Below are 22,193 nucleotides of genomic sequence, written 5' to 3'. Positions count from 1 at the left end.
GATCACGGTGAAAGTGCCGCATGGCGCTCGCGCACCCAGTTGTGGAAGCGGTGCAGTTCATATTCCTCGGGCATCAGCACGCCGGCGGCGTGGCGCATCGAACGCAGGCCTTTCTGATTGACCTCGCAGATCGCCGCATCCTCCTCCAGCACCTGTGTGCCGAAGGCGATGATGTTGTCGATGTCGGTCGCGGCCAGCGCCTCGGGCGCGAACAGCCATTCGGCGACAAGTTCCGTCTGTTCCGGCCCGAGCGGTACCAGCCGAACTGTCCTGACATAGTCGACATGGCCGACGATGAACATCGAGGGCAGGCTGGTGGCGTAGGTCTGGCCGGCGGCGCGTTCGGCTGGCGTCAATCCCGAGAAGACCGGCCCATGGGTCTTGCCGTCGCTAGACCAGGTTTCGGCGCCCGCCCGCAGGCCACCGGAAAACTCCGGCGCGTCATTGTCGGCGTGGCGGGTCCATTCGGGGTCGTCATGCCGGCTCATCAGGCCGCGGCCATAGATCGGCACCAGCCGCGACAGGTCCTTGTGGACGCCCGGACAATGCAGGCACTCGTTGAAGTTCTCCCAAAAGATCTTCCAGTTGCAGTGCATCACCTTGCGCAGCACATGGCCCGCCACCAGCTTTTCCAAAGGCCAGTTGCCGAGATTGCCGGAGGCTGGGTCGAAGGATGCCTGCGCCGTGCCGTCCGCATCTTCCTGCAAATTGATGAACACGAAGCCGCGCCATACGGAGAGTGCGACGCGATAGAGCGAATGGTCGGCCTTGTCGAAGCCATCCGGCAATGATTTCGACGGCACGCGCACGAGGTCGCCGCGCAGCGAATAGGACCAGGCATGATAGGGGCAGGTGATCAGCCGCGCCTTCAGCCGGCCCTCGCTCTCCTGGCAAAGCTGCGAGCCGCGATGCCGGCACGTGTTGTGGAAGGCACGCAACGCGCCGGTGTCGTCGCGCAGAACGATGATGTCCTGCGTGCCGATGCGGAATCGGCGAAAGGCCAGCGGCTGGGCCAGATCGGCCTCGCGGCAGACCAGCAGCCAGTTCTTGTACCAGATGGCATCGAGGTCCAGTTGATAGGCCGCTGCGTCCCAATAGGCCGATGAGGGCAGGGTGGGTTCGGCCTGGGTCAGGCCGTTATAGGGATCGCGCTCGCTGGCAATGGGCTGCATGGCTGGCTTCCTGTGAAGTGGCCAGCCGACACCCGGCCAGCATAATTGTCAATTGTGGCGCCGATGACCGCTGATGTTGCCGGCATGGCGTAATCGCGCTGGTTACCGGCGGAATTTGGTTTGCCGGAGGCGGTGATTCTGCCTATAGTCGCTGATGTCGTCGGTTCCATTTTGGAGCCAAGAGGGAATGCGGTGCGGGCTGACTTGTTGCCCAATGCCGTTGCTGCCCCCGCAACTGTGTGCGGTAGTCCTCTCCATATGCCACTGAAGATTTGTCTTCGGGAAGGTGGGGAAGGGCGCTGATCCGTGAGCCAGGAGACCTGCCGGCGACAGGAAACTGACTTCGATGCCCTCGGGTGGAGGGTGAAAGGACAAGACATGACTACCGCTTCCGTCTCCCTCGGCGCTTCCGTCTCCTCGCAGTCGCGCTTCATGCAGCTGGCGCTCGCCGCGCTGCTCGGCACCTTCATCATCGGCTTCGTCGGCTTCTCGCATATCGATGCGGTCCACAATGCCGGTCATGACAACCGGCATTCGATGGCGTTTCCCTGCCACTGACGAGGACCTGACATCATGAATCTGTTTCGCAACGTCGTGTTCATCGCGGCGATCGCGGGGCTCGTGGCCGGCGTCGTTCTCGCCTGCATGCAGGCCTATGCCACCGTGCCGCTGATCCTCAAGGCGGAAGTCTACGAACAGGCCGAAGGCGGCCACAGCCATGACCATGCCGCGGCACCCGCGGCCTCGGCTGATGCCGCCAGCGGCAACGCAATGAGTTCCGCCGCGCCAGCGGCATCGAATGCCATGAGCGCCGCCGCCCCGGCTCCGGCCGCAGCGGCAGCTCCGGCCGAGGACGAGGGCTGGGCGCCGGCCGACGGCTTCGAACGTTTTGCCTTCAACGTGGTGTCCAACGTCGTCACCGGCATCGGCTTCGCGCTGATCCTGGTCGCTGTTTCGGAATTCGCCGGCGGCATCGGCAACTGGCGCCAGGGCGTGTTCTGGGGCCTGGCCGGCTTTGCCGTGTTCACACTGGCGCCCGGCCTCGGCCTGCCGCCGGAACTGCCGGCCATGCCGGCGGCCGACCTCACGCAGCGCCAGATCTGGTGGGTGGCGACGGTGATCGCGACCGCCATCGGGCTTGGCCTGATCGCGTTCCGCAAGTCGCTGCCGCTTGCCATCCTTGCGGTGCTGCTGATCGTGGCGCCGCATATCGTCGGGGCGCCGCAGCCCGACAGCTTCGAGACACCGATCCCGGAAGGCCTGCACCACCAGTTCGTGGTGGCGGTGACGCTGACCAATCTGGTGTTCTGGCTGGTGCTTGGCGCTGTCGTCGGCGTTGTGCGCGGACGCTTCACCGGCACCGCGAACAGCCTGCGCGACAGCTTTGCCTGATCGCGGCAAGCTGACCTTCATCATCGGTGGTGCGCGCTCGGGAAAGAGCGCGCACGCCGAAACCCTGGCGACGGCGTTGCCCTCGCCGTGGGCCTATATCGCCACCGCGCAAGCCTATGACGACGAGATGCGCGAGCGCATAGCGCTGCACCGGTCGCGACGCGGGGCGGGCTGGGCCACCATCGATGCGCCGTTCGACCTTGCCGGCGCGCTCGAGGCTTTGCCCGATAGCCGCCCGGTGCTGATCGACTGCCTGACGCTGTGGCTGACCAATCACATGCTGGCAGACCACGACCTGGGGCTTGAATGCCGGGGGCTGGCGGATGTGTTGTCGCGGCCGCGCGGGCCGTGGTTCGTGGTATCCAACGAAGTCGGGCAGGGCATCGTGCCGGACAACGCACTGGCGCGCCGTTTTCGTGATGAGGCCGGCCGGCTCAACCAGCAGATCGCGGCGATCGCCCATACGGTGCTGCTGATGGTGGCGGGGCTGCCGCTCAAGGTGAAATGAGATGACCGATATCGACGGCAAGACCAACGAAGACCGGGACGAAGAGCGCCACCGCGCCAAGATGGCCAAACGCAAGGCGGTGCAGGACGCCGAGGTGGCGAGCAAGACGGTCGAGAAAGGACTGCTGATCGTCAACACCGGCCCTGGCAAGGGCAAGACGACAGCCGCCTTCGGCTTGGCGCTGCGGATGCTTGGCTATGGCAAGCGGGTCGGCGTCGTCCAGTTCATCAAGGGCAAGTGGCACACGGGCGAGAAGGATGCTTTCGCTGCCTTCGGCGACCGCGTCGTCTGGCACGCGATGGGCGAGGGCTTCACCTGGGAAACGCAGGATCTGAAGCGCGATATCGCGGCGGCGGAAGCCGCCTGGGCCAAGGCGCTGGAGCTGATCGCCGATCCCTCCATCAGCCTTGTGGTGCTCGACGAGCTCAACATAGCGCTGCGCTACGACTATCTCGATCTCGACACGGTGGTTGCTGCGTTGAAGGCTCGTCGCGAGGACCTGCATGTCGTCGTCACAGGCCGCAACGCCAAACCGGCGCTGGTCGAAGCGGCCGACCTGGTCACCGAGATGGGCGTGACCAAGCACCACTTTTCGGCAGGCGTGAAAGCCCAGCAGGGGATCGAGTTCTAGAACGCCAGAACCGCGATCACCGAGACCAAGCCGAACAGCGCGATCAGCAGATAGTCGGCGACGCGGTAGAGTCTCAGCGCCCGCCTGATGTCGCCGCTGTCGACGTCGCGGCGGCCGCCTTCACCCATGAAGACATCGTCGACCAGCACGCCGCCATAGCTGCGCGGCCCGGCCAATGCCAGACCGAGCGCGCCGGCCATGGCCGCTTCCGGCCAGCCGGCGTTGGGCGAGCGGTGTTTTTTCGCGTCGCGCCACACCGCATGCCAGGCGCTGCGGGGATCAGCGTCCCCGACCAGGAAAGCCGCCAGCACGATCAGCAGCGCCGTCAGCCGAGAAGCCGGCAGGTTGATCCAGTCATCGAAGCGCGCCGCCGCCCAGCCGAAAGCCTCGTGGCGCGGGGTGCGATGGCCGATCATCGAATCGGCGGTGTTGGCGGCCTTGTAGGCGGCGCCGCCGGCCAGCCCGCCGACACCGGTCCAGAAGGCGGGAGCGACGATGCCGTCGGAAAAATTCTCCGCCAGGCTTTCGATCGCCGCACGGCAGACGGCGGCGCGGTCGAGCGCCTCGGGATCGCGGCCAACGATTCGCGAGACGGCGACACGGCCCATGGCCAGCCCGCCTGTATCGAGCGCGTCGGCGACGGATTCGACATGTTCGTAAAGGCTCTTCTGCGACAGAAGCGATGTCGCCAGAAGGGCGGCAACGACCAGTCCCAGGGGAACGAACCAGAGCAGGACAAGCTGTACGCAAAGGCCGATCACCGCCGGCACCAGCACGATGACGAGAAGTGCCTGGACACCGCGTTGACGACGCAATGCGTCGGGATCAGTGGCGCGGTTGAGCCTGCGATCGAGAAAGGATATCAGCCTGCCGAACCACGTCACCGGATGGCCGATGGCGCGAAACAGCCAATCCGGGTAACCGAGGGCGAATTCGACGGCCAATGACAGGAAAGCGATCAGGACTGACATGAAGCTTCTTGAAGGAGCGGTGGACCATGGTGGAAGTCTCGGCCGGGCGAGGGTGCTTTTCCCCAACGCCGTATTGCCTTTCGTCGACCTCTCTACCGGTATCAATCCGCTCTCCTACCCGCTTTTCGACCTGCCCGCCACCTCGCTGTGGCGATTGCCGGAAGCCGGGCGGGCGCGTGAGCTGACAGAGATAGCGGCTAGGACCTACGGCGCGCCGTCGCCGGCCAACGTCGTCGCTGCGCCCGGTACGCAGATCCTGTTGCCACGCGTGGCGTCGCGGGTCAGGCCCGGCAAGGCGTTCGTGCTGGGGCCGACCTATGCCGAACATGCGCGTGCCGCGGCGATCGCCGGTCACGAGGTGAGCGAAGTCAGCGATTTCGCGGCGCTGGCGCAGGCCGACCTTGCCGTCATCGTCAATCCCAACAATCCCGACGGTCGCGTCATCGAGCGCGACCGGCTGCTGGCGCTGGCCGCCGGGCTGCGTGCAAAAGGCGGGCTGCTGGTCGTCGACGAAGCGTTCATGGATGTCGGCCCGCGCCAGCACAGCCTCGCCGGTGATGTCGATCAAGGCGGCATCGTCGTGCTGCGTTCGTTCGGCAAGTTCTTCGGCCTGGCCGGCTTGCGGCTTGGCTTCGCGCTTTCGGATGCAGCGACGGTGGAAGCGCTGGAAACGCAATTCGGGCCATGGGCTGTTGCCGGCCCGGCGCTGGAATACGGCATCCGCGCGCTTGCCGATATCGGCTGGCAGGAAACGATGCGGGCCTCCCTGGCGGAGGCAGCGGCGCGGCTCGACTCATTGTTCGACCGTTTCGGCGTGCCTGTCGCGGGCGGCACCACGCTGTTCCGCTATCTCAGCCTGCCGGATGCCGCCGGCTTGTTTTCGGCGCTTGGCGAGCGTGGCGTCCTGCTTCGGCATTTCTCCGGCCGGCCGCATGTCCTGCGCGCCGGCCTGCCGGGGAGTCAGGAGGAATGGCAGCGGCTCGAATCGGCCCTTGCCGATTGGGCGGCGCGGCGCGAGGATCGATTAAGGGGTTTAACACCATGATCCATGTTTGTTCGCTGTCGAAGATCGAGGAAACGGTGGCCAGGACCGGTGCCGAGCGCATGCTGTCGCTGCTCTCCGTCGGAACGGATGTGACGCGTCCGGCGTCAATATCGCGGGAAAATCATCTGCACCTGGTCATGCACGATATCGAAGTGGCTCAGGACGGCATGACCATGCCGGGCGAGGAGCATGTGCGCAACCTGCTCGATTTCGCGCGCCGCTGGGACCGTGTGAAGCCCATGGTCGTGCATTGCTATGCCGGCATCAGCCGTTCGACGGCTTCGGCCTACATCATCGCAGCCGCGCTCGCGCCGAAGCGCGACGAGGTCGAACTGGCCCGGACGCTGCGGACACTGTCGCCCTCGGCGACACCCAATCCGCGCTTGATTGCCGTGGCCGATGCGCTGCTTGAGCGCAACGGCCGCATGATCGAGGCGGTCCAGTCAATCGGGCGTGGCGCGGATGCCTTTGAAGGAACGCCGTTCGCGCTGAAGATCGACAGCTAGCTGTGTCCATATACCGCTGTAGGATTATCGAGTGCCTTCACTCGCCCAATCTTCTTGCCCGTGGCGTACCCGGACAATGAACACGTCGCCGTCGGCTTCGATCTGGTAGACGACAGATGGGCCTTGAAGGGATGGATACGCATTGGTGGCGACAATTCAAGCCGCTCCCGCGCCATTCGGGGACTGGCAGCGATCAGGTCGAAGATCGCGAATAACTCGTCATGATACTGTCTGGCCTGCACAGCGCCGAACAGGCGCACCCCTTGCTCGGCAATACCGACGATGTCCTCTTCCGCAGCTAAAGAAAGGCGAAATCCCATTACCCGTTGCCGGGTGGCTTTCCAGCGCGTTTGACCGCCTCCGTAAAAAGCGCGTCCCTGGATCGATTGCCAATGCCACTCTTCAAGCCGTCGTCGACAAAGCGCTGCATGGCGGCAATGTTGTCGTTGCGCTCCTGATCCCGACGGATCAAATCGCGCACATAGTCGCTCGCGTTGGCGTAGCGACCCGTTTCGGTTTGCGCCTCAACCCAATCCTTCATCGGATCGGGCAATGATACGTTCATTGTTGCCATGTCGGCCTCCATATCCCGTCCAGTATGATCTATTTTGGCAAATCTCATATGCGGGAGCGTTTTTGCGGAGGCGCAATTGTGGCTAGGCGGCTACTTCAGCCAATCGGCGAGCTTTGCCTTGCGCACATCCCTGAGCAGGCTGATGAACCCGTCGGCTTGATGTTCCGCTGTCAGCCGGCCTTTTTCCGATGTCGCGATGCTGGCATCGCCGACCACGCCGTTCGGGTTGAGATCGCCGGCGATCCACGCAAAGGCGTGGGTGCCCGTATGGCGCAGCAGCGAGAATTCCTTCTCGGCCCTGGCGACGTTGGAAACGAAATTCTCGGCCTTGGCCATGTCGACGAGATCCGGCCGGAAATGCAGCATCAGCGAGGTCTCGACATCGCCGCCATGGATTCCGTGACGATCCTCGAGTTCGGTATACATGCCGGCAGGCCGCCCAAAACGCTGCCAGCTCGTCTTCACCGCCAGCATCCTTTCGCGCACCCGCAATTCGCGCGTGATGATGCCCATGATCTCTTCATTGCCGCCATGCGAATTGACGACGATGAGCTTGCGCACGCCGGCGCGCGCGATCGATACGCCAAGTTCGGTCCAGGCCTCGACCAGCGTCCTTGCCGGCAAAGTGAGCGTGCCCGGCGCGTGCAGATGCTCGTTCGACTTGCCGACCGCCTGAACCGGCAGGATGCGGATGTCCAGATCGCCGGGCAGGCGGGCGATCACCGTGTCGAGCATGCCGTTCATGATCGAGGTATCGGTCGAGACGGGCAGATGCGGGCCGTGCTGCTCGATCGCCGCCACCGGCAGAACGGCGATCGTCGCCTCCGGATCGATCGAGGCGTATTCCGTCGTCCGGTAGTCACCCCACCACACACGTCTTTTTGTCTCGTTCATTTTGTGCCTCGACGGAATTGATCTGGCGCCGGCGCTGCCCCTCATCCTTACTCTCTCCCCGTGAAGAACGGGGGAGATCGTCGGAGCGGTTCCCTTCTCCCCGTCTCCATACGGGGAGAAGGTGCCGGCAGGCGGATGAGGGGCAGCGCCAACTTCGCGTGACTTTAGACTATTGGACTGTCGATTCGTAGGGTTTCACTGGCGCTTCTTACCCGGCGGCGACGGCTTCGACCTCGACCTTGAATTCGGGCCGGGCAAAGCCGGAAACGATCATCAGGGTCGAAGCCGGCGCCGGGCTTGAAAACAGCCGGTCGCGGATATCCATATAGGGCCGCAGATGCGCGCGGTCGGTGACGTAGGCGTTGATGCGCACGATATCCCCAAGGCCCAGCCCGGCCTCTCCAAGGATCGCCTCGATGTTGCGGAAGCAGAGCTCGGCCTGGGCGCTGGCATCCTCGGGAATCTGATCGTCCGCCGTGATGGCGACCTGGCCCGAGCACAGCACCAGCCGCTTGCCGGCGGGCACTTCGACGCCGTGGCTGTAGCGGGCAAAGGGAGGCTTGATCGACTTGGGGGTGAGGAATCTGAACATGGCAATCTCCTGGATGCCGTCAGCCTAAGGCCGTATTCACTACAGCTTCAAGATGGCTTGGGATGTCGCCGGTGCGATTGTGGACAGGCGTTCAAAAAATAGGCACGATGCCTCCGGTGCAGCACGACCTTTCCGGCTTTCGCAGATGGCTGTGGTGCAGGCGGGCGGGTCCCGGCGCGAGACGCCGGTGGCATGTGTCTTGCTTCTTGAATCTCTGGTGTCGAGCCTGGCGCGTGGCGCGCCGGAGCAAACAAAGGATGGTTGTCGATGTACGCAAAACAGAAGACCTCGGTGGCGGTGGTGGCCTTGCTTGCCGCCAGCACACTGGGGGCCGCGGCGAACGAAAAAGTGACCTTCGGCACCAATTGGCTGGCCGAGCCGGAGCATGGCGGATATTACCAGGCAGTGGCGGACGGCACCTATGCCGCTTGCGGCCTCGACGTCACCATCATGCAGGGCGGCCCGCAGGTCAGCGGCCGGCCGATGCTGCTGGCAGGCAAGATCGATTTCTACATGGGGGGCAACCTGCTGTCGGCCTTCGATGCCGTCCAGCAAGGCATTCCGATGCGCGTCGTGGCCGCCGATTTCCAGAAGGACCCGCAGGTTATCATGTCCCATCCCGGCGAGGGCTTGGACAAATGGGAAGACCTGAAGAACGCCGACCAGTACATTCTGGGCGACGAAGGCGTGCAGACCTTCTTCCAGTGGATGGTCACGGCGCTTGGCTTCGACGCCGCCAAGCGCGCACCCTACACCTACAACACCGCTCCCTTCCTCGCCAACAAGAAGTCGATCCAGCAGGGCTACGTCACGTCGGAGCCGTTCGCGGTCAAGAAGGAAGGCGGCTTCGTGCCCAACCAGTTTCTGCTCGCCGACTATGGCTGGGACACCTACTCGACGACGATCGAGGTGATGCAGGACACGATCGACAAGAAACCGGAAGTGGTCCAGTGTTTCGTCGATGGCTCCGCCAAGGGCTGGTACAAGTACCTCTACGGCGACAACAAGGCCGCCAACGACATGATCAAGAAAGACAATCCTGACATGACGGATGAGCAGATCGCCTTCTCGATCGAGCAGATGAAGAAGTTCGGGCTTGCCGATTCCGGCGACACCGAAAAGCTCGGCATCGGCGCCATGACCGATGCGCGGATCAAGAGCTTCTACGACAAGATGGTCAAGGCCAAGGTCACGCCTGACGGCATCGACATCACGAAGGCCTACACGCTGGCCTTCGTCAACAAGGGTGTCGGGCTCGAGCTGAAGAAATAGGCCAGCCCGGCATGATAGGGGAAAAGGTGGCGCAAGCGCCGGCCTTGGATATCGCTCCGACCTTGCTGGCGCTGCGCGGCGTCGGCAAGGTCTTTTCCAATGGCGTGACGGCGTTGAGCGATGTCGGCCTGACGATCCGGGAAGGCGATTTCCTCAGCCTGCTCGGGCCGTCCGGCTGCGGCAAGTCGACGGCGCTGCGGCTGATCGCCGGCCTGTCGACGCCGACCTCCGGCGTGCTCGACTGGCGCGGCGGCGGTTCGCTCGACCGCGCCAATATCGGCTTCGTCTTCCAGGAGCCGACATTGCTGCCCTGGGCCAGCGTCTTCGACAATGTCTGGCTGCCGCTGAGGCTGAAAGGCATTTCCCGAGCCAAGGCTGCCCCTGCGATAAATGAGATGCTGGCGCGGGTTCACCTGACCGGCTTCGAGCACGCCGTGCCGCGCGAACTGTCCGGTGGCATGAAGATGCGTGTGTCCATCGCGCGGGCCATGGTGACCAAGCCACGCGTGCTTTTGATGGACGAACCGTTCGCGGCGCTCGACGAGATCACCCGCTTCAAGCTCAACAACGATCTGCTGGAGCTTTGGCAGGACGAACGCTTCACCGTCGTCTTCGTCACCCACAGCGTCTTTGAGAGCGTGTTCCTTTCCAACCGCGTCGTCGTGATGGCGGCGCGGCCGGGCCGGGTGTTCGACGAACTTGCCATCGAGGCTCCCTATCCGCGCGACGAGGCGTTTCGCACCTCGCCGGACTATGCGGCGCTTTGCCGGCAAGCCTCGGACGTGCTGGTCAATGCCATCAATTCAACAGCGGGCGCGCATCATGACGGCCATTGACGGCACGTTGAAACTCGACCCGGAGGAAGCGCGCCGTGTGCGCCAGGAGCGGCTAGAGCGGGTCGGCCGTTGGGTACTGCCGCTGGCGATCATGATCCTGGCGATCTGGTTGTGGGACCGCATCTGCGTCTGGAACGAGATCCCGCAATATATCCTGCCGCGCCCCGGCGTGGTGCTGCAGACGCTCTACAGCGATGCCGGCCTGCTGTTCTCCTCGCTGCTGGTCACCTTGCGTATCACCTTTCTCAGCCTGGCCCTGGCCGTCATCGGCGGTGTTGGCCTGTCGGTCCTGTTCGCGCAGTCGAAATGGGTGGAGATGTCGTTCTTCCCCTTTGCCATCGTGCTGCAGGTGACGCCGATCGTGGCGATCTTCCCGCTGATCAATATCTATGTGAACAACCAGACGACCAAGCTTCTGCTCTGCGCTTGGATCGTCGCCTTCTTCCCGATCCTGTCCAACACCACGCTTGGCCTCAATTCCGTCGACCGCAATCTGCGCGACCTGTTCAAGCTCAACGGCGCGACGCGCTGGCAACAGCTGCGCTATCTCAGGCTGCCGGCGGCAATGCCGTATTTCCTCGGTGGCTTGAAGATCGCCGGCGGCCTGTCGCTGATCGGCGCCGTGGTGGCCGAGTTCGTCGCCGGCGCCACCGGCCAGTCGTCGGGGCTTGCCTCGCGCATCATCGAGGCCGGCTACCGGCTGAACGCGCCAAGGCTGTTCGCGGCGCTGTTCCTGATCTCGCTGACCGGGATCCTGATCTTCCTCGTGCTGTCGCTGATCTCACATCTCATTCTGCGGCGCTGGCACGAAAGCGCGCTGAAGCAGGAGCGGTAGGCCCTTGATTCCGAACACAGGTTCATACCATCTCGCCAACGCTCGCGTTCATGCGTCACTGACGCCCGGACTTGCCGCTGCCTTCGACAGCGACGGCTTTGCGCTCGCCGATATTTCCGTCGCTGACGACAAGATTTCCGGTATCACCGCGCATGGCCGATCAAAGGCGCCTGCCGATGCGATCGACCTTCACGGCCGCATCATCTTGCCCTGTTTCGTCGACTGCCATACGCATATCGACAAGGGCCATATCTGGCCGCGAAAACCCAATCCCGACGGCACCTTCATGGGAGCGTTGAACGCCACCGGCGCCGACCGCGTCGCGCGCTGGAGCGCGCAGGACGTGGCGCGGCGCATGGATTTTTCGCTGCGCTCGGCCTACGCGCATGGCACCAGGGCGCTGCGCACCCATCTCGACAGCGTCGCGCCGCAGGAGGAAATCTCCTGGCCTGTGTTCGAGACGATGCGCGAAACATGGCGCGGCCGCATCGAGTTGCAGGGCGCCTGCCTGCTCGGCATCGAGGGCGTGCGCGACAAGAAATGGTTCGACAGGCTGGCGAAGCGGGTTGCCGCCGCCAAGGGCGTGCTCGGCGTCGTCACCTATATGGTGCCGGACCTGGAAGAGCTGCTCGACCATGTCTTCGCGCAGGCGATCAAGCACGGGCTCGACCTCGATTTCCATGCCGACGAGACCGACGACATTGCCGCCATCTCGCTGAAGAAGATCGCCGAGGCAGCGCTTTGGAGCGGCTTCGAGGGCAATATCCTCGTCGGCCATTGCTGCTCCCTGGCACGGCAGCCCGATCTCGAGGTTCTGGACACGCTGGACAAGGTGGCGAAGGCCGGGTTGGCGATCGTTTCTCTGCCGATGTGCAATCTCTATCTGCAGGACCGGCGTGGCGACGCCACCACGCCGCGCTGGCGCGGCGTCACGCTGCTGCATGAGATGAAGGCGAGGGGCATTCCGGTAGCGGTCGCTTCCGACAACACACGCGATCCCTTCCATGCCTATGGCGACCTCGACATGCTGGAGGTCTATCGCATGGCGACGCGCATCCTGCATTTCGATCATCCGGTCGCCGACTGGCCGAAAGCGGTCGCCGCGACGCCGGCCAAGGTGATGCGGCTTGATGGTCTAGGCACGCTTGCCGCCGGCGGCGATGCCGATTTCATTCTGTTCAAAGGTCGTAGCTGGACGGAATTGCTGTCGCGGCCCGAATCGGATCGCATCGTCGTGCGCGCCGGACGCGCGATCGACCGGCAATTGCCCGACTATGCCGAGCTCGACGAACTGATGGTGGAATGATGGACGTTTCGGCGCTCAAACGTGATCTTGACGGGATAAAGCTCGACGACAATCCGGCCATCGTCCAGCAGAAGAGCCGCGACTTCTATTGGTACAGCCCGGTGCTGAAGCAACAGCTCGACCATGTCACAGGCGACCTGATCGTGACGCCGAAGAATGAGGCCGAACTGATCCGCGTACTCGCCGCCTGTCATCGGCATGGCGTGCCGGTGACGCCGCGCGGCAGCGGCACCGGCAATTATGGGCAGGCAATGCCGCTGTCGGGCGGTGTCGTGCTCAACCTCGCTGAGATGAACGAGATCAAGTCGATCGCGCCGGGGCGCGTGGTGACCGGGCCGGGCGCGGTGCTGGCCGACATCGACAAGGCGACACGGGCGCATTCCGGCCAGGAACTCAGGCTCTCGCCCTCCACCTACAACACCGCTTCGATCGGCGGCTTCATCGCCGGCGGTTCGGGCGGCGTTGGCTCGATCAATTTCGGCGGGTTGCGCGATTTCGGCAATGTGCTGCGCCTGCGCGTGGTGACGATGGAGGCCGAACCGAAAGTGCTCGAGCTCACCGGCGAGGATTTGCACAAGGTGACCCACGCCTACGGCACCAATGGCATCATCACGGAGGTCGAGATGCCGCTGACCGCGGCCTATGACTGGGTCGATGTCATTGTCGGCTTCGATGCCTTCATGGACGCGGCGCGCTACGGCAATGCGCTGGCCTGCCAGGACGGCATCCTGACCAAGCTGATCACCCCGATCGCCGCACCCGTGCCGCAGCTCTATTTCAAGCGGCATCAGAAGTTTTTCAGGGAAGGGCAAAGCATCTGCGTCGTCATGGTGGCGCAGCATGGACTGGATGCTTTCCTTGCCTTCACCCGGCGCGTCGGCGGTGTGGTGATCTTCAACGCGGCCACAGCGACGCCGGATGAGAAAAAAGGCCTTCCGCCGGCCTACGAGCTGGCCTGGAACCACACCACGCTCAGGGCACTGCGTGTCGATCCCGACATCACCTATCTGCAATCGCTCTATCCCTTTCCCAACCAGTTGGCGCTGGTCGAGAAGATGGATACGATGTTTCCGGGCGAAGTGTTCTCGCATCTCGAATTCGTGCGGCTGGACGGCAACATCACCTGTTTCGGCCTGCCATTGGTGAAGTTCACCACGGAGGCGCGGCTCGACGAGATCGTGCGGCTGCATGAGGAGAATGGCTGCCCGATCTTCAACCCGCACCGCTATACGCTGGAGGAGGGCGGCATGAAGCAGACGGATGCCGTGCAGCTCGCCTTCAAGCGCGAGACCGACCCGCAAGGCCTGCTCAATCCCGGCAAGATGATCGCTTGGGAAAATCCGGACTACGACTATCGTTCGGGGCGAACCTTCCTGTTCAGGGGGCTGCAAAAGGCAGGCTGATGAACATCCTCGTCCTCTATGCCCATCCGGTCGAGACCAGCTTCAATGCCGGCCTGCACCGGTTGGTCGTCGAGCGGCTGATGGCGGCGGGCCATACGATCGATGATTGCGACCTCTACGCCGAGAATTTCGATCCAAGGCTGACGCGCCAGGAGAGGCTGGACTACCACGAGCAGCGCGGCTCCGCGGACCCCGCGGCACCCTATGTCGAACGTCTGCTGCGGGCCGATGCGCTGGTGCTTTCCTATCCGGTGTGGAACTACGGATTTCCGGCGATCCTGAAGGGCTTCTTCGATCGTGTGTTCCTGCCTGGAGTGTCGTTCAAGCTGGTCGACGGCAAAGTGCAGCCGTCGCTGCACAACGTCCGTAAGGTCGCCGCCGTCACCACCTATGGCGGCACCCGGTTCCGCGCGGTGCTGATGGGCGATCCGCCGCGCAGGCTGATCAAGCGTATGCTGCGCGCGACGGTAAAGCCCGGCGCGCCGGTGACTTATCTCGCGCATTACGCGATGAACCTGTCGACCGACGAAACACGGAAATCCTTCATGACGAAGGTTGCGGCGAGCATGGATGCGTTCTGATGCGGGTCCTCGTGGTCTACTGCCATCCTGTGCCGGAGAGTTTTTGCGCAGCGATCCGCGACACCGCTCTTGATGTGCTGAAGGCAAGGGGCTGGGAGGTGCGGCTGCTCGATCTCTACGCCGAGAAATTCGATCCGGTGATGGGTTGTGACGAGCGGCGCACCTACAATGACCAGGCGCCGCGCGATCCCGCGCTGAAGCCGCATTTCGAACTGCTCGCCTGGGCCGACGCGATCCTGTTCGTCTATCCGACCTGGTGGTACGGGCTGCCGGCGATGCTCAAGGGCTGGCTTGACCGGGTGTGGGCGACCGATGTCGCCTTCAAGCTGCCGGCGGGCAAGGGGCGGATCACATCGCTGATGAGGCATGTCACCAAGGTCGGCGTCATCACCACCTGCGGCGCGCCGACCTGGTGGAGCGTCGTCGTCGGGCAGCCCGGACGCAAGACCTTGCTGCGCGGCATGCGGGCGCTGTGCGCGACACGCTGCAAGACGTTTTTCCTGGCGCATTATCTGATGGATGCCTCGACGCCGGCAACGAGAGCGGCGTTTCTGGCGAAGGTGCGGGCAAAGCTGGAGCGGTTTTGAGGAATTAGATGGCGGCAGCCAAACGAGGGGCAGTGCGAGCTTTCGAATGCTGGCGCTGCCCCTCATCCGCCCTTCGGGCACCTTCTCCCCGTAAACGGGGCGAAGGAAGGCGCTACATCTTCACCCGTTCCGCCTTCGGATCATACATCGGCTTCAGCGATGCCTCCGCCGCGAAACGCTCGCCGGCGATTTCTATCTCATAGGATGAAGCCAGCATATCGGCCTCGCTCTCGCCCGGGCACGGCACATAACCCAGTCCGATGGCTCCGCCGAGATGGTGGCCGTAATTGCCTGACGTGATCGGGCCGACGATCTTGCCGTCGCGCAGGATCGCTTCGTTGTGGAAGAGCAGGGGCTGTGGGTCCTTCAGGCGAAACTGGACCAGCCGGCGTGACAGGCCGGCATCCTTCTTCTTCAGCACGGCATCGCGGCCGATGAACTCGCCCTTGGCCGCCTTCACCGCGAAGCCGAGGCCGGCTTCCAGCACATTGTCCTCATCGGTGATGTCGTGGCCGAAATGCCGGAAGGCTTTCTCGATACGACAGGAATCGAGCGTGTGCAGGCCGCAGAGCTTCAGGCCGGCATCGGCGCCGGCCTCGTCGATCGCCTCGAAGACATGGGCGGCCTGGTCGGTCGAGACATAGAGCTCCCAGCCGAGTTCGCCGACATAGGTGACGCGGTGGGCGCGGGCGAGGCCCATGCCGATCTCGATCTCCTGGAACGTGCCGAACGGATTGTTCTCGTTGGAGAAATCGTTGGGGCTGACTTTCTGGATCAGCTTTCGCGCATCCGGGCCCATCAGGCAGAGCACGCTTTCGGCCGCGGTGACATCCGTGATGACCACGAATTCCTCGCCGACATGCCGGCGCAACCAGGCCAGATCGCGCTGCAGCGTGGCACCGGGGACGACGAGGAAATAGGCCGTATCCGACAGGCGCGAGACGGTGAGATCGCTCTCGATGCCGCCGCGCTGGTTGAGCATTTGCGTGTAGACGATCTTGCCCGGCGCCACGCCCATGTCGTTGGCGCACAGTTTTTGCAGGAAGGCACAGGCATCGCGGCCCTCGACACGGATCTTGCCGAACGAGGTCATGTCGAACAGGCCGACCTTGTTGCGGACGGCCAGGTGCTCGTCGCGCTGGTTGTCGAACCAGTTCTGCCGCTTCCAGGAATACCGGTATTCGCGTTCCTGGCCTTCGCGGGCGAACCAGTTGGCGCGCTCCCAGCCGGCGACCTCGCCGAAAACCGCGCCGCGCGCTTTCAAATGCTCATGCAGGGGCGAGCGCCTGACGTTGCGCGATGTCGCCATCTGCCGGTAGGGGAAATGGTCGGCATAGAGCAGGCCGAGCGTTTCGGAGACACGCTCCTTGAGATAGCGGCGGTTCTTCTGGAAGGGCTGGGCGCGGCGGATGTCGACTTCCCAGAGGTCGAAGGGTGCTTCGCCGTCGTTGATCCACTGCGCCAGCGCCATGCCGGCGCCGCCCGAAGAGACGATGCCGATCGAATTGTAGCCGGTCGCCATCCAGTAGCCCCGAAGTTCCGGCGCCTCGCCAAGATAATAGCGGTCGTCCGGCGTGAAACTTTCAGGGCCGTTGAAGAAGGTGTGGATGCCGGCGGTCGCCAGCATCGGCATGCGGTTGACGCCCATTTCGAGGATCGGCTCGAAATGGTCCATGTCCTCGGGCAACTGGTCGAAGCAGAAATCCTCGCGGATGCCGTCCATGCCCCATGGCTTGGCCACCGGCTCGAAAGCGCCGAGCATCATCTTGCCGGCATCTTCCTTGTAGTAGGCGCACTCATCGGGAACGCGCAGCACCGGCAGGCGGGAGAGGCCGGGGATCGGCTCGGTGACGAGATAGAAATGCTCGCAGGCGTGCAGAGGGATGGTGACACCGTTCTGACGCCCGAGTTCCCGGGCCCACATGCCGGCGCAGTTGACGACGATGTCGGCCTCGATGGTGCCCTGGTCCTCACCTTGCGCCCAGGACACGCCGGTGACACGGCCGGCTTTGGTGTGGACCTTGGTCACCTTCACATTCTCGACGATGGTGGCGCCGCGCTGGCGCGCGCCCTTGGCCAGCGCCATGGCGATGTTGGCGGGGTCGCACTGGCCGTCGAGCGGCAGATGCACGGCGCCGACGACGTCGGACACGTTGAGATGCGGGTACATCTCCTTGACTTCTTTGGGCGAAATCTCGCGCACATCGACATCGAAGGCACGGGCCAGCGATGCCTGCCGGTAGATCTCGTGCTTGCGCTCCTCGGTCAGCGCCACGGTGATCGAGCCGACCTGGCGCATGCCGGTGCCGACTTCGGTCTCGGCCTCCAGCTTGACGTAGAGGTCGGCTGAATATTTCGCCAGCCGCGTCATGTTCTGCGAGCCGCGCAACTGGCCGATCAGACCAGCGGCGTGCCATGTCGTGCCCGAGGTCAGCTGCTTGCGCTCCAGAAGCACGATGTCGGTCCAGCCGAGCTTGGCCAGATGGTAGGCGACCGAACAGCCGGAAACGCCGCCGCCGATGATCACCGCGCGGGCTTTGGTGGGAATGGTCTTGGTCATGCGGCCTCGCGGCGATAGGTGGAAGCAAAACGGCGCAGCCGGGCTGCCGCTTCTTGCAGCACGGGCTCCGGCTGGCAGAGGCTGATGCGGATGTGGCCAGCAGCGGCTTCGCCGAAGCTGGAGCCCGGCATCACGCCGACCTTCTCCTTGTCGAGGAAGGCGAAGGCGAATTTCTCGTCGTCGGGTTCGACCGCGGATATGTCGAGCATGACATACATGCCGCCTTCGGAGCCGCGCACGCTGACGTCATTCATGCCACGCACGGCGTCGAGGAAGACGGTGCGGCGCGCCGCGTAGCGCTCGGCGATGTCCTTCACGCCGTAGTGGTTCTCCAGCGCCTCGGCGCAGGCGACCGAGATGAAGGCCGGGAGGCCATAGGTCGTCACCAGATTGAGATTGATGAGCAGCGTGATCATCGCTTCAGGACCGGTCAGCCAGCCCATGCGCCAGCCGGTCATGCCATGGCTCTTGGACATGGAGTTGATGACCAGCGTGCGTTCGGCCATGCCGGGCAATGAGCGCGGCGAGATGTGCTCGCCACCGCCCAGCGTCCAGTAGACCTCGTCCGACAGCAGCCAGAGGTCGTGCTCCCTGCAGATTTCGGCCAGCTGTTCGAGCCGCTCTCGCGAATAGACCGCACCGGTGGGGTTGTTCGGCGTGTTGATCAGGATGGCGCGCGTGTTGGGCTTGAGTGCGGCGCGGATCATGTCGACATGCGGCTGGAAACCATCCTCGGCCGGCGTCTCGACGACGGTGAAACCGGCACCCGCGGCACTGAACGTGTTGGGGTAGGTGGCGTAGTAGGGAGCAACGACGATGGCATGGTCGCCCTGGTCGAGCACGGCCTGCACGGCCGCGTAGAGGGCCGCCTGGCCGCCAGGCGTCGCGATCACCTGGTCCGGTGTCGTCTCGACGCCGGTGCAGGCGCTGGAGGCTGCCGCCATCGCCTGGCGCAGGCGCGGCAGGCCGGGCAGCGGCGTGTAGTGATGGTTGCTGCCGCGGACCGCGGCGACGCAAGCCTCGATCGTTTGGGAGGGCGTGTCGAAATCATGGTCGCCGACCGACAGCATGATGATGTCCTCGCCGGCTTCCTTGCGGGCCCAGGCGGCGGAATGGACTTCCCAGCCATCCTTGCCCGACGGGACAATGCCGGAAATGCGCGACGATGGTCTAGGCATGCAAAACTCCCGAAATTTCGTAACCATCCTGCCGCAGACGGTCGCGCAGCGCGGCAATGTGCGGTGGCCCGACTTCACAGCAGCCGCCGACGATTTCGGCACCTGCCTCCACCCAGCCGATCGCCTGCTCGGCATAGGCGTCCGGGCCGAGGTCGTGGCGGGCGTGCAGCACATCGACGGTGCCGCCGTGCTTGAGCGCCTCCGTGGAGGTGAAGCCGTTGGCATAGGCGCCGACCGGGCCGCCGAGATCGATCAGTTCAGGCAAGGCGGCGGCGATCGCTTCCGGGCGGCAGCAGTTGAGCAGCCGCGCCGCTATCGGCAGGCCATCGAGCGCGCTGGCCGCGGCGGCTATTGTTTCGCCGCTGCGCAGCCGTGGCGCGCCGTGATCGGCGAGCGTCCACGACACCCAGACGGGCTTGCCACTCTCCGAAGCCGCGGTGACGGCCGCGCGCGCTTCATCGGCCGAAGCCATGGTCTCGCACAGGAAGAGATCGATGCCGTCCGCCTGCTCGGCAACGATGCGGCGGTAGATCTCGAGCGTCTCCTGGTAAGAGATGGTTAGCGCCGGGGCGTAGCTGCCGAAAAGCGGCGACAGGCAGCCGGCGATCGCTGCGTCGCCGGCTGCGTCGCGAGCCTGCCTGGCCAGTTCGATGCCACGTTTCTGCAGGGGCTTGAACAGGTCATCAGCGCCCTCGCGCGCCAGGCGTTCGGGTGTCGCCGAATAGGTATTGATGGTGATGACCCGGGCGCCGGCACGGATGAATTCGGCATGCAGGTCGCGCACCAGATCGGGTTCGTCGATCAGCACCCTGGCCGACCACAATGGCGTCGGCTCCGATTTGCTGCGCCGGACCAGTTCCTGGCCCATACCACCGTCGGTGAGGATGACTTTCTTCACGCTCTCAGTCTTTCGTTCTTCGGATCCCACAAAGGTTCATCCTTCTGCACGACCGCCTTGAAACGGTCGCCGAAGATTTCGACCTCGACCGATGTGCCGGGCTCGGTCAAATCCATGCGCAACATGCCGAGCGCGATGGACTTGTCGATGCGATGGCCCCAGCCGCCCGACGTGGTCTCGCCGACGATCTGGCCGCCGTGCCAGAGCGTCGACATGTAGGGCGCGTCGCAATCGCCGGGATCTTCGACGACCAGCGTGACGAAACGCTTCTTCACGCCTTGCTGCTTTTCGTTCTGCAGGGCGGCCTTGCCACGGAAGTCGGGCTTTTCCCATTTGACGAAGCGCTCGAGGCCGCCTTGCAGGATCGAATAGTCGGTCGACAGATCGCCCTTCCAGGTTCGGTAGCCCTTCTCGAGCCGGAGCGAATCCAGCGCGTACATGCCGAACGGCTTCAGACCATGCTTCTGGCCGGCCGCCCAGATGGCGTCGAAGATGGCTGATGTGTCGCCGACCTTGGTGTGGATTTCCCAGCCGAGTTCGCCGGCGAAGGAGACGCGCACCAGCTTCACCCAGCGACCGGCTATTTCTGCTTCCTGGTGTGTCAGCCACGGCAAGGCGAGGTCGGCGTCGCAGACATCGGCGAGAATCTTGCGCGAGTTGGGGCCGGCCAGGATCTGGGTGGAATAGTCCTCGGTGCGGTCGGTCAGCGTGAAGGCCGCATCCCCAGGCATGCGCGATTTCAGCCACTCGAAATCATGCCATTGCGCGACGGCCGCGGTGATCAGCGTCATCTGGTCCTCGCCATGGCGCACCACCGACATTTCGGTGACGATGCGGCCCTTGTCGTCGGCGAAATAGACCAGCCCGATGCGGCCGGGCCTGGGCACCAGTCCGGTGACCTGCAGGCTCAGCCATTCGGCGGCACCGGGGCCTTCCAGGTTGAAGCGTGAGAACCCCGGCAGGTCGAGTATGCCGGCGGCGTCGCGCACCGCCAGGCACTCCTCGCGCACGCGGTGTTGCCAAGGCCCGTCGCGCCGGAAGGTCAGCGTCGCCTCCTCGGAAATGTCGTCGCCGGGCTGCGCGTACCATGTGGCGCGTTCCCAGCCATTGTAGGCGTCGAAGCGGCCGCCGAGCGCCTTGGTGCGGTCGTGGATCGGCGACAGTTTCCTGTCACGGCCTTCCGGCCAGGCATGGCGCGGGAACTGGATGGCGTATTCATTGCCGTAGATTTCCAGGCCCTTGGCGACGCAATAGTCCGGCGCCGAGGCAAAGGATGTGAAGCGGCGCGGGTCGCAGGACCACATGTCCCATTCGGTCTGGCCTTGCGTGACCCATTCGGCCAGCACCTTGCCGGCGCCGCCGCCCTGGGCGATGCCGAAGGTGAAGACGCAGGCCTCGAAGGCGTTGGGCACACCGGGCATCGGGCCGATCAGCGGGTTGCCGTCCGGCGCATAGGGGATCGGGCCGTTGATGACCTTGGACAGGCCGGCGGTGCCAAGGATCGGCACGCGGGCGACGGCATCGGCCAGGTAATGTTCCAGCCGGTCGAGATCGTCGGGGAAGAGTTGGAAGGAAAAGTCCTCCGGCATCGGATCGTTGGGGGTGGCCCAATGCGCGCGGCAATTGCGCTCATAGGGACCGAGATTCATGCCGGCCTTCTCCTGGCGCAGATAGTAGGAGGTATCGACGTCGCGCAGCAGGGGCAGCTTCCTGCCCTGTTCCTTCGACCACGCGGCGAGTTCGGGGATCTCCTCGAAGAGGATATACTGATGGCTCATTACCATCATCGGCACTTCGCGGCCGAACATTTTGCCCACTTCGGCGGCGCGGTAGCCGGCGGCGTTGACGACGATTTCGCAGCGGATCTCGCCTTGCGGCGTGGCAACCACCCATTCGTCCTTCTCACGGCGCACGCCGGTAACAGGGCAGAACCGGATGATCTTGGCGCCCATGTCGCGCGCGCCCTTGGCCAACGCCTGGGTCAACTGCGCCGGGTCGATGTCGCCGTCGCTCGGGTCGTAGAGCGCGCCTTCCAGATCGTGCGTCTCGATGAAGGGATAGCGGCGCTTGATCTCGTCGACACCGACCACGTCGATGTCCATGCCCTGGTAGCGGCCCATGCCCTTGGCGCGCTGGAACTCCTGCATGCGCTCCTTCGAGTGGGCGAGACGCAGGGAACCGGTGACGTGATAGTTCATGGGATAGTCGACAGCGTCGGCCAGGCCCCGGTAAAGCTCGGTCGAATAGCGCTGCATGTTCATCAGCGACCATGACGAGGAGAAGGTCGGTACATTGCCGGCGGCATGCCAGGTCGAGCCGGAGGTCAGCTCGTTCTTCTCCAGAAGCACGCAATCGGTCCAACCCGCCTTGGCCAGATGATAGAGCGAGGAGGTGCCGACGACGCCACCTCCGATGATCACCACGCGTGCCGTGCTCGGCAAACCCGCCATGT

At 64.1% G+C, this 22,193-nt stretch carries 22 protein-coding genes, 1 pseudogene and 1 riboswitch; of the genes and pseudogenes, 13 read left to right on the top strand and 10 right to left on the bottom strand.

Annotated elements, in window-relative coordinates; genetic code table 11:
- Window positions 1-2 precede the first annotated feature (2 nt).
- Window positions 3-1,172, bottom strand: a complete 1,170-nt coding sequence (locus AC07SZ_RS07025) for an aromatic ring-hydroxylating oxygenase subunit alpha (RefSeq protein ID WP_494913816.1) — start codon at window positions 1,170-1,172, stop codon at window positions 3-5.
- 144 nt (window positions 1,173-1,316) lie between these two features.
- A riboswitch (cobalamin riboswitch) is annotated at window positions 1,317-1,514 on the top strand.
- A 36-nt stretch (window positions 1,515-1,550) separates the two neighbouring features.
- Here AC07SZ_RS07025 and AC07SZ_RS07020 point away from each other — a divergent pair.
- From AC07SZ_RS07020 to cobO, 4 genes are read left to right on the top strand one after another with little or no spacing between them, the layout of a single operon-like run.
- Entirely contained in the window at window positions 1,551-1,730 is a 180-nt protein-coding gene (locus tag AC07SZ_RS07020) for a CbtB domain-containing protein (protein WP_027029535.1), read from the top strand.
- A gap of 15 nt (window positions 1,731-1,745) precedes the next feature.
- Entirely contained in the window at window positions 1,746-2,564 is an 819-nt protein-coding gene (locus AC07SZ_RS07015) for a CbtA family protein (RefSeq protein ID WP_056572665.1), read from the top strand.
- Window positions 2,557-3,072 (top strand): bifunctional adenosylcobinamide kinase/adenosylcobinamide-phosphate guanylyltransferase, encoded by a 516-nt coding sequence (gene cobU, locus AC07SZ_RS07010; protein ID WP_056572663.1) that lies wholly within the window; start codon window positions 2,557-2,559, stop codon window positions 3,070-3,072. The genes AC07SZ_RS07015 and cobU overlap by 8 nt, the downstream gene beginning before the upstream one ends.
- A 1-nt stretch (window position 3,073) precedes the next feature.
- Window positions 3,074-3,703: a cob(I)yrinic acid a,c-diamide adenosyltransferase gene (cobO, locus tag AC07SZ_RS07005; protein ID WP_056572660.1), complete on the top strand. Its 630-nt coding sequence runs from the start codon at window positions 3,074-3,076 to the stop codon at window positions 3,701-3,703.
- Here the strand turns inward: cobO and cbiB are convergent.
- Window positions 3,700-4,674 (bottom strand): adenosylcobinamide-phosphate synthase CbiB, encoded by a 975-nt coding sequence (gene cbiB / locus AC07SZ_RS07000; protein WP_494913815.1) that lies wholly within the window; start codon window positions 4,672-4,674, stop codon window positions 3,700-3,702. The two genes, cobO and cbiB, sit on opposite strands and share 4 nt — an antisense overlap.
- Here cbiB and cobD point away from each other — a divergent pair.
- Both cobD and AC07SZ_RS06990 read left to right on the top strand, forming a co-directional pair.
- On the top strand, window positions 4,673-5,719 hold the full coding sequence (cobD, locus tag AC07SZ_RS06995) for a threonine-phosphate decarboxylase CobD (protein WP_494913814.1): 1,047 nt from the start codon (window positions 4,673-4,675) through the stop codon (window positions 5,717-5,719). The two genes, cbiB and cobD, sit on opposite strands and share 2 nt — an antisense overlap.
- Window positions 5,716-6,225 carry a tyrosine phosphatase family protein gene (locus tag AC07SZ_RS06990; RefSeq protein ID WP_494913813.1) on the top strand — a complete coding sequence of 170 codons (510 nt, stop codon included), beginning with the start codon at window positions 5,716-5,718 and terminating at the stop codon, window positions 6,223-6,225. The genes cobD and AC07SZ_RS06990 overlap by 4 nt, the downstream gene beginning before the upstream one ends.
- Before the next feature lie 24 nt (window positions 6,226-6,249).
- On the opposite strand, the pseudogene AC07SZ_RS06985 reads toward AC07SZ_RS06990, so the two are convergent.
- The 4 genes and pseudogenes from AC07SZ_RS06985 to AC07SZ_RS06970 all read right to left on the bottom strand — a co-directional run bounded on the left by AC07SZ_RS06985 (window position 6,250) and on the right by AC07SZ_RS06970 (window position 8,285).
- Window positions 6,250-6,545, bottom strand: a pseudogene (locus tag AC07SZ_RS06985) (type II toxin-antitoxin system RelE/ParE family toxin).
- Window positions 6,545-6,799 carry a type II toxin-antitoxin system ParD family antitoxin gene (locus tag AC07SZ_RS06980; protein WP_056573487.1) on the bottom strand — a complete coding sequence of 85 codons (255 nt, stop codon included), beginning with the start codon at window positions 6,797-6,799 and terminating at the stop codon, window positions 6,545-6,547. The pseudogene AC07SZ_RS06985 and the gene AC07SZ_RS06980 overlap by 1 nt, the downstream one beginning before the upstream one ends.
- A gap of 90 nt (window positions 6,800-6,889) precedes the next feature.
- The gene (locus tag AC07SZ_RS06975) at window positions 6,890-7,693 is read right to left on the bottom strand and encodes a creatininase family protein (RefSeq protein WP_056572655.1); all 804 of its coding nucleotides are present in this window, start codon (window positions 7,691-7,693) and stop codon (window positions 6,890-6,892) included.
- Between the two features lie 208 nt (window positions 7,694-7,901).
- Window positions 7,902-8,285, bottom strand: coding sequence for a RidA family protein (locus AC07SZ_RS06970; protein WP_494913812.1), 384 nt, complete (start codon window positions 8,283-8,285; stop codon window positions 7,902-7,904).
- Between the two features lie 267 nt (window positions 8,286-8,552).
- Here AC07SZ_RS06970 and AC07SZ_RS06965 point away from each other — a divergent pair, with 267 nt between their 5' ends.
- From AC07SZ_RS06965 to AC07SZ_RS06935, 7 genes are read left to right on the top strand one after another with little or no spacing between them, the layout of a single operon-like run.
- On the top strand, window positions 8,553-9,557 hold the full coding sequence (locus tag AC07SZ_RS06965; RefSeq protein ID WP_056572651.1) for an ABC transporter substrate-binding protein: 1,005 nt from the start codon (window positions 8,553-8,555) through the stop codon (window positions 9,555-9,557).
- 11 nt (window positions 9,558-9,568) lie between these two features.
- A complete protein-coding gene (locus AC07SZ_RS06960; RefSeq protein ID WP_494913811.1) occupies window positions 9,569-10,393 on the top strand; it encodes an ABC transporter ATP-binding protein in 825 nt (274 codons plus the stop codon).
- Window positions 10,380-11,228, top strand: coding sequence for an ABC transporter permease (locus AC07SZ_RS06955; protein WP_056572647.1), 849 nt, complete (start codon window positions 10,380-10,382; stop codon window positions 11,226-11,228). Before AC07SZ_RS06960 ends, AC07SZ_RS06955 begins: the two co-directional genes overlap by 14 nt.
- A 4-nt stretch (window positions 11,229-11,232) precedes the next feature.
- Complete coding sequence (locus tag AC07SZ_RS06950) at window positions 11,233-12,534, top strand: cytosine deaminase (RefSeq protein WP_172373456.1); 1,302 nt, start codon at window positions 11,233-11,235, stop codon at window positions 12,532-12,534.
- The gene (locus tag AC07SZ_RS06945) at window positions 12,534-13,937 is read left to right on the top strand and encodes an FAD-binding oxidoreductase (protein WP_494914160.1); all 1,404 of its coding nucleotides are present in this window, start codon (window positions 12,534-12,536) and stop codon (window positions 13,935-13,937) included. The genes AC07SZ_RS06950 and AC07SZ_RS06945 overlap by 1 nt, the downstream gene beginning before the upstream one ends.
- Window positions 13,937-14,518, top strand: coding sequence for an NAD(P)H-dependent oxidoreductase (locus AC07SZ_RS06940; protein ID WP_494913810.1), 582 nt, complete (start codon window positions 13,937-13,939; stop codon window positions 14,516-14,518). Before AC07SZ_RS06945 ends, AC07SZ_RS06940 begins: the two co-directional genes overlap by 1 nt.
- On the top strand, window positions 14,518-15,105 hold the full coding sequence (locus AC07SZ_RS06935) for an NAD(P)H-dependent oxidoreductase (protein WP_056572638.1): 588 nt from the start codon (window positions 14,518-14,520) through the stop codon (window positions 15,103-15,105). Before AC07SZ_RS06940 ends, AC07SZ_RS06935 begins: the two co-directional genes overlap by 1 nt.
- A gap of 112 nt (window positions 15,106-15,217) precedes the next feature.
- Here the strand turns inward: AC07SZ_RS06935 and AC07SZ_RS06930 are convergent, their stop codons facing one another.
- The 4 genes from AC07SZ_RS06930 to AC07SZ_RS06915 are packed head-to-tail and all read right to left on the bottom strand — an operon-like array spanning window position 15,218 to window position 22,191.
- Complete coding sequence (locus tag AC07SZ_RS06930; protein ID WP_494913809.1) at window positions 15,218-17,665, bottom strand: GcvT family protein; 2,448 nt, start codon at window positions 17,663-17,665, stop codon at window positions 15,218-15,220.
- Window positions 17,662-18,843: a pyridoxal phosphate-dependent aminotransferase gene (locus AC07SZ_RS06925; RefSeq protein WP_056572634.1), complete on the bottom strand. Its 1,182-nt coding sequence runs from the start codon at window positions 18,841-18,843 to the stop codon at window positions 17,662-17,664. The genes AC07SZ_RS06930 and AC07SZ_RS06925 overlap by 4 nt, the downstream gene beginning before the upstream one ends.
- Window positions 18,836-19,741 carry a homocysteine S-methyltransferase family protein gene (locus tag AC07SZ_RS06920; RefSeq protein WP_494913808.1) on the bottom strand — a complete coding sequence of 302 codons (906 nt, stop codon included), beginning with the start codon at window positions 19,739-19,741 and terminating at the stop codon, window positions 18,836-18,838. Before AC07SZ_RS06920 ends, AC07SZ_RS06925 begins: the two co-directional genes overlap by 8 nt.
- Complete coding sequence (locus AC07SZ_RS06915) at window positions 19,738-22,191, bottom strand: GcvT family protein (protein ID WP_494913807.1); 2,454 nt, start codon at window positions 22,189-22,191, stop codon at window positions 19,738-19,740. The genes AC07SZ_RS06920 and AC07SZ_RS06915 overlap by 4 nt, the downstream gene beginning before the upstream one ends.
- Window positions 22,192-22,193 lie beyond the last annotated feature (2 nt).

The sequence above is a fragment of the Mesorhizobium sp. GW821-FHT07A06 genome (assembly GCF_059419085.1).
The sequence above is the reverse complement of the archived record's forward strand: the minus strand, read 5'-3'. Positions and strand labels throughout refer to the sequence as shown.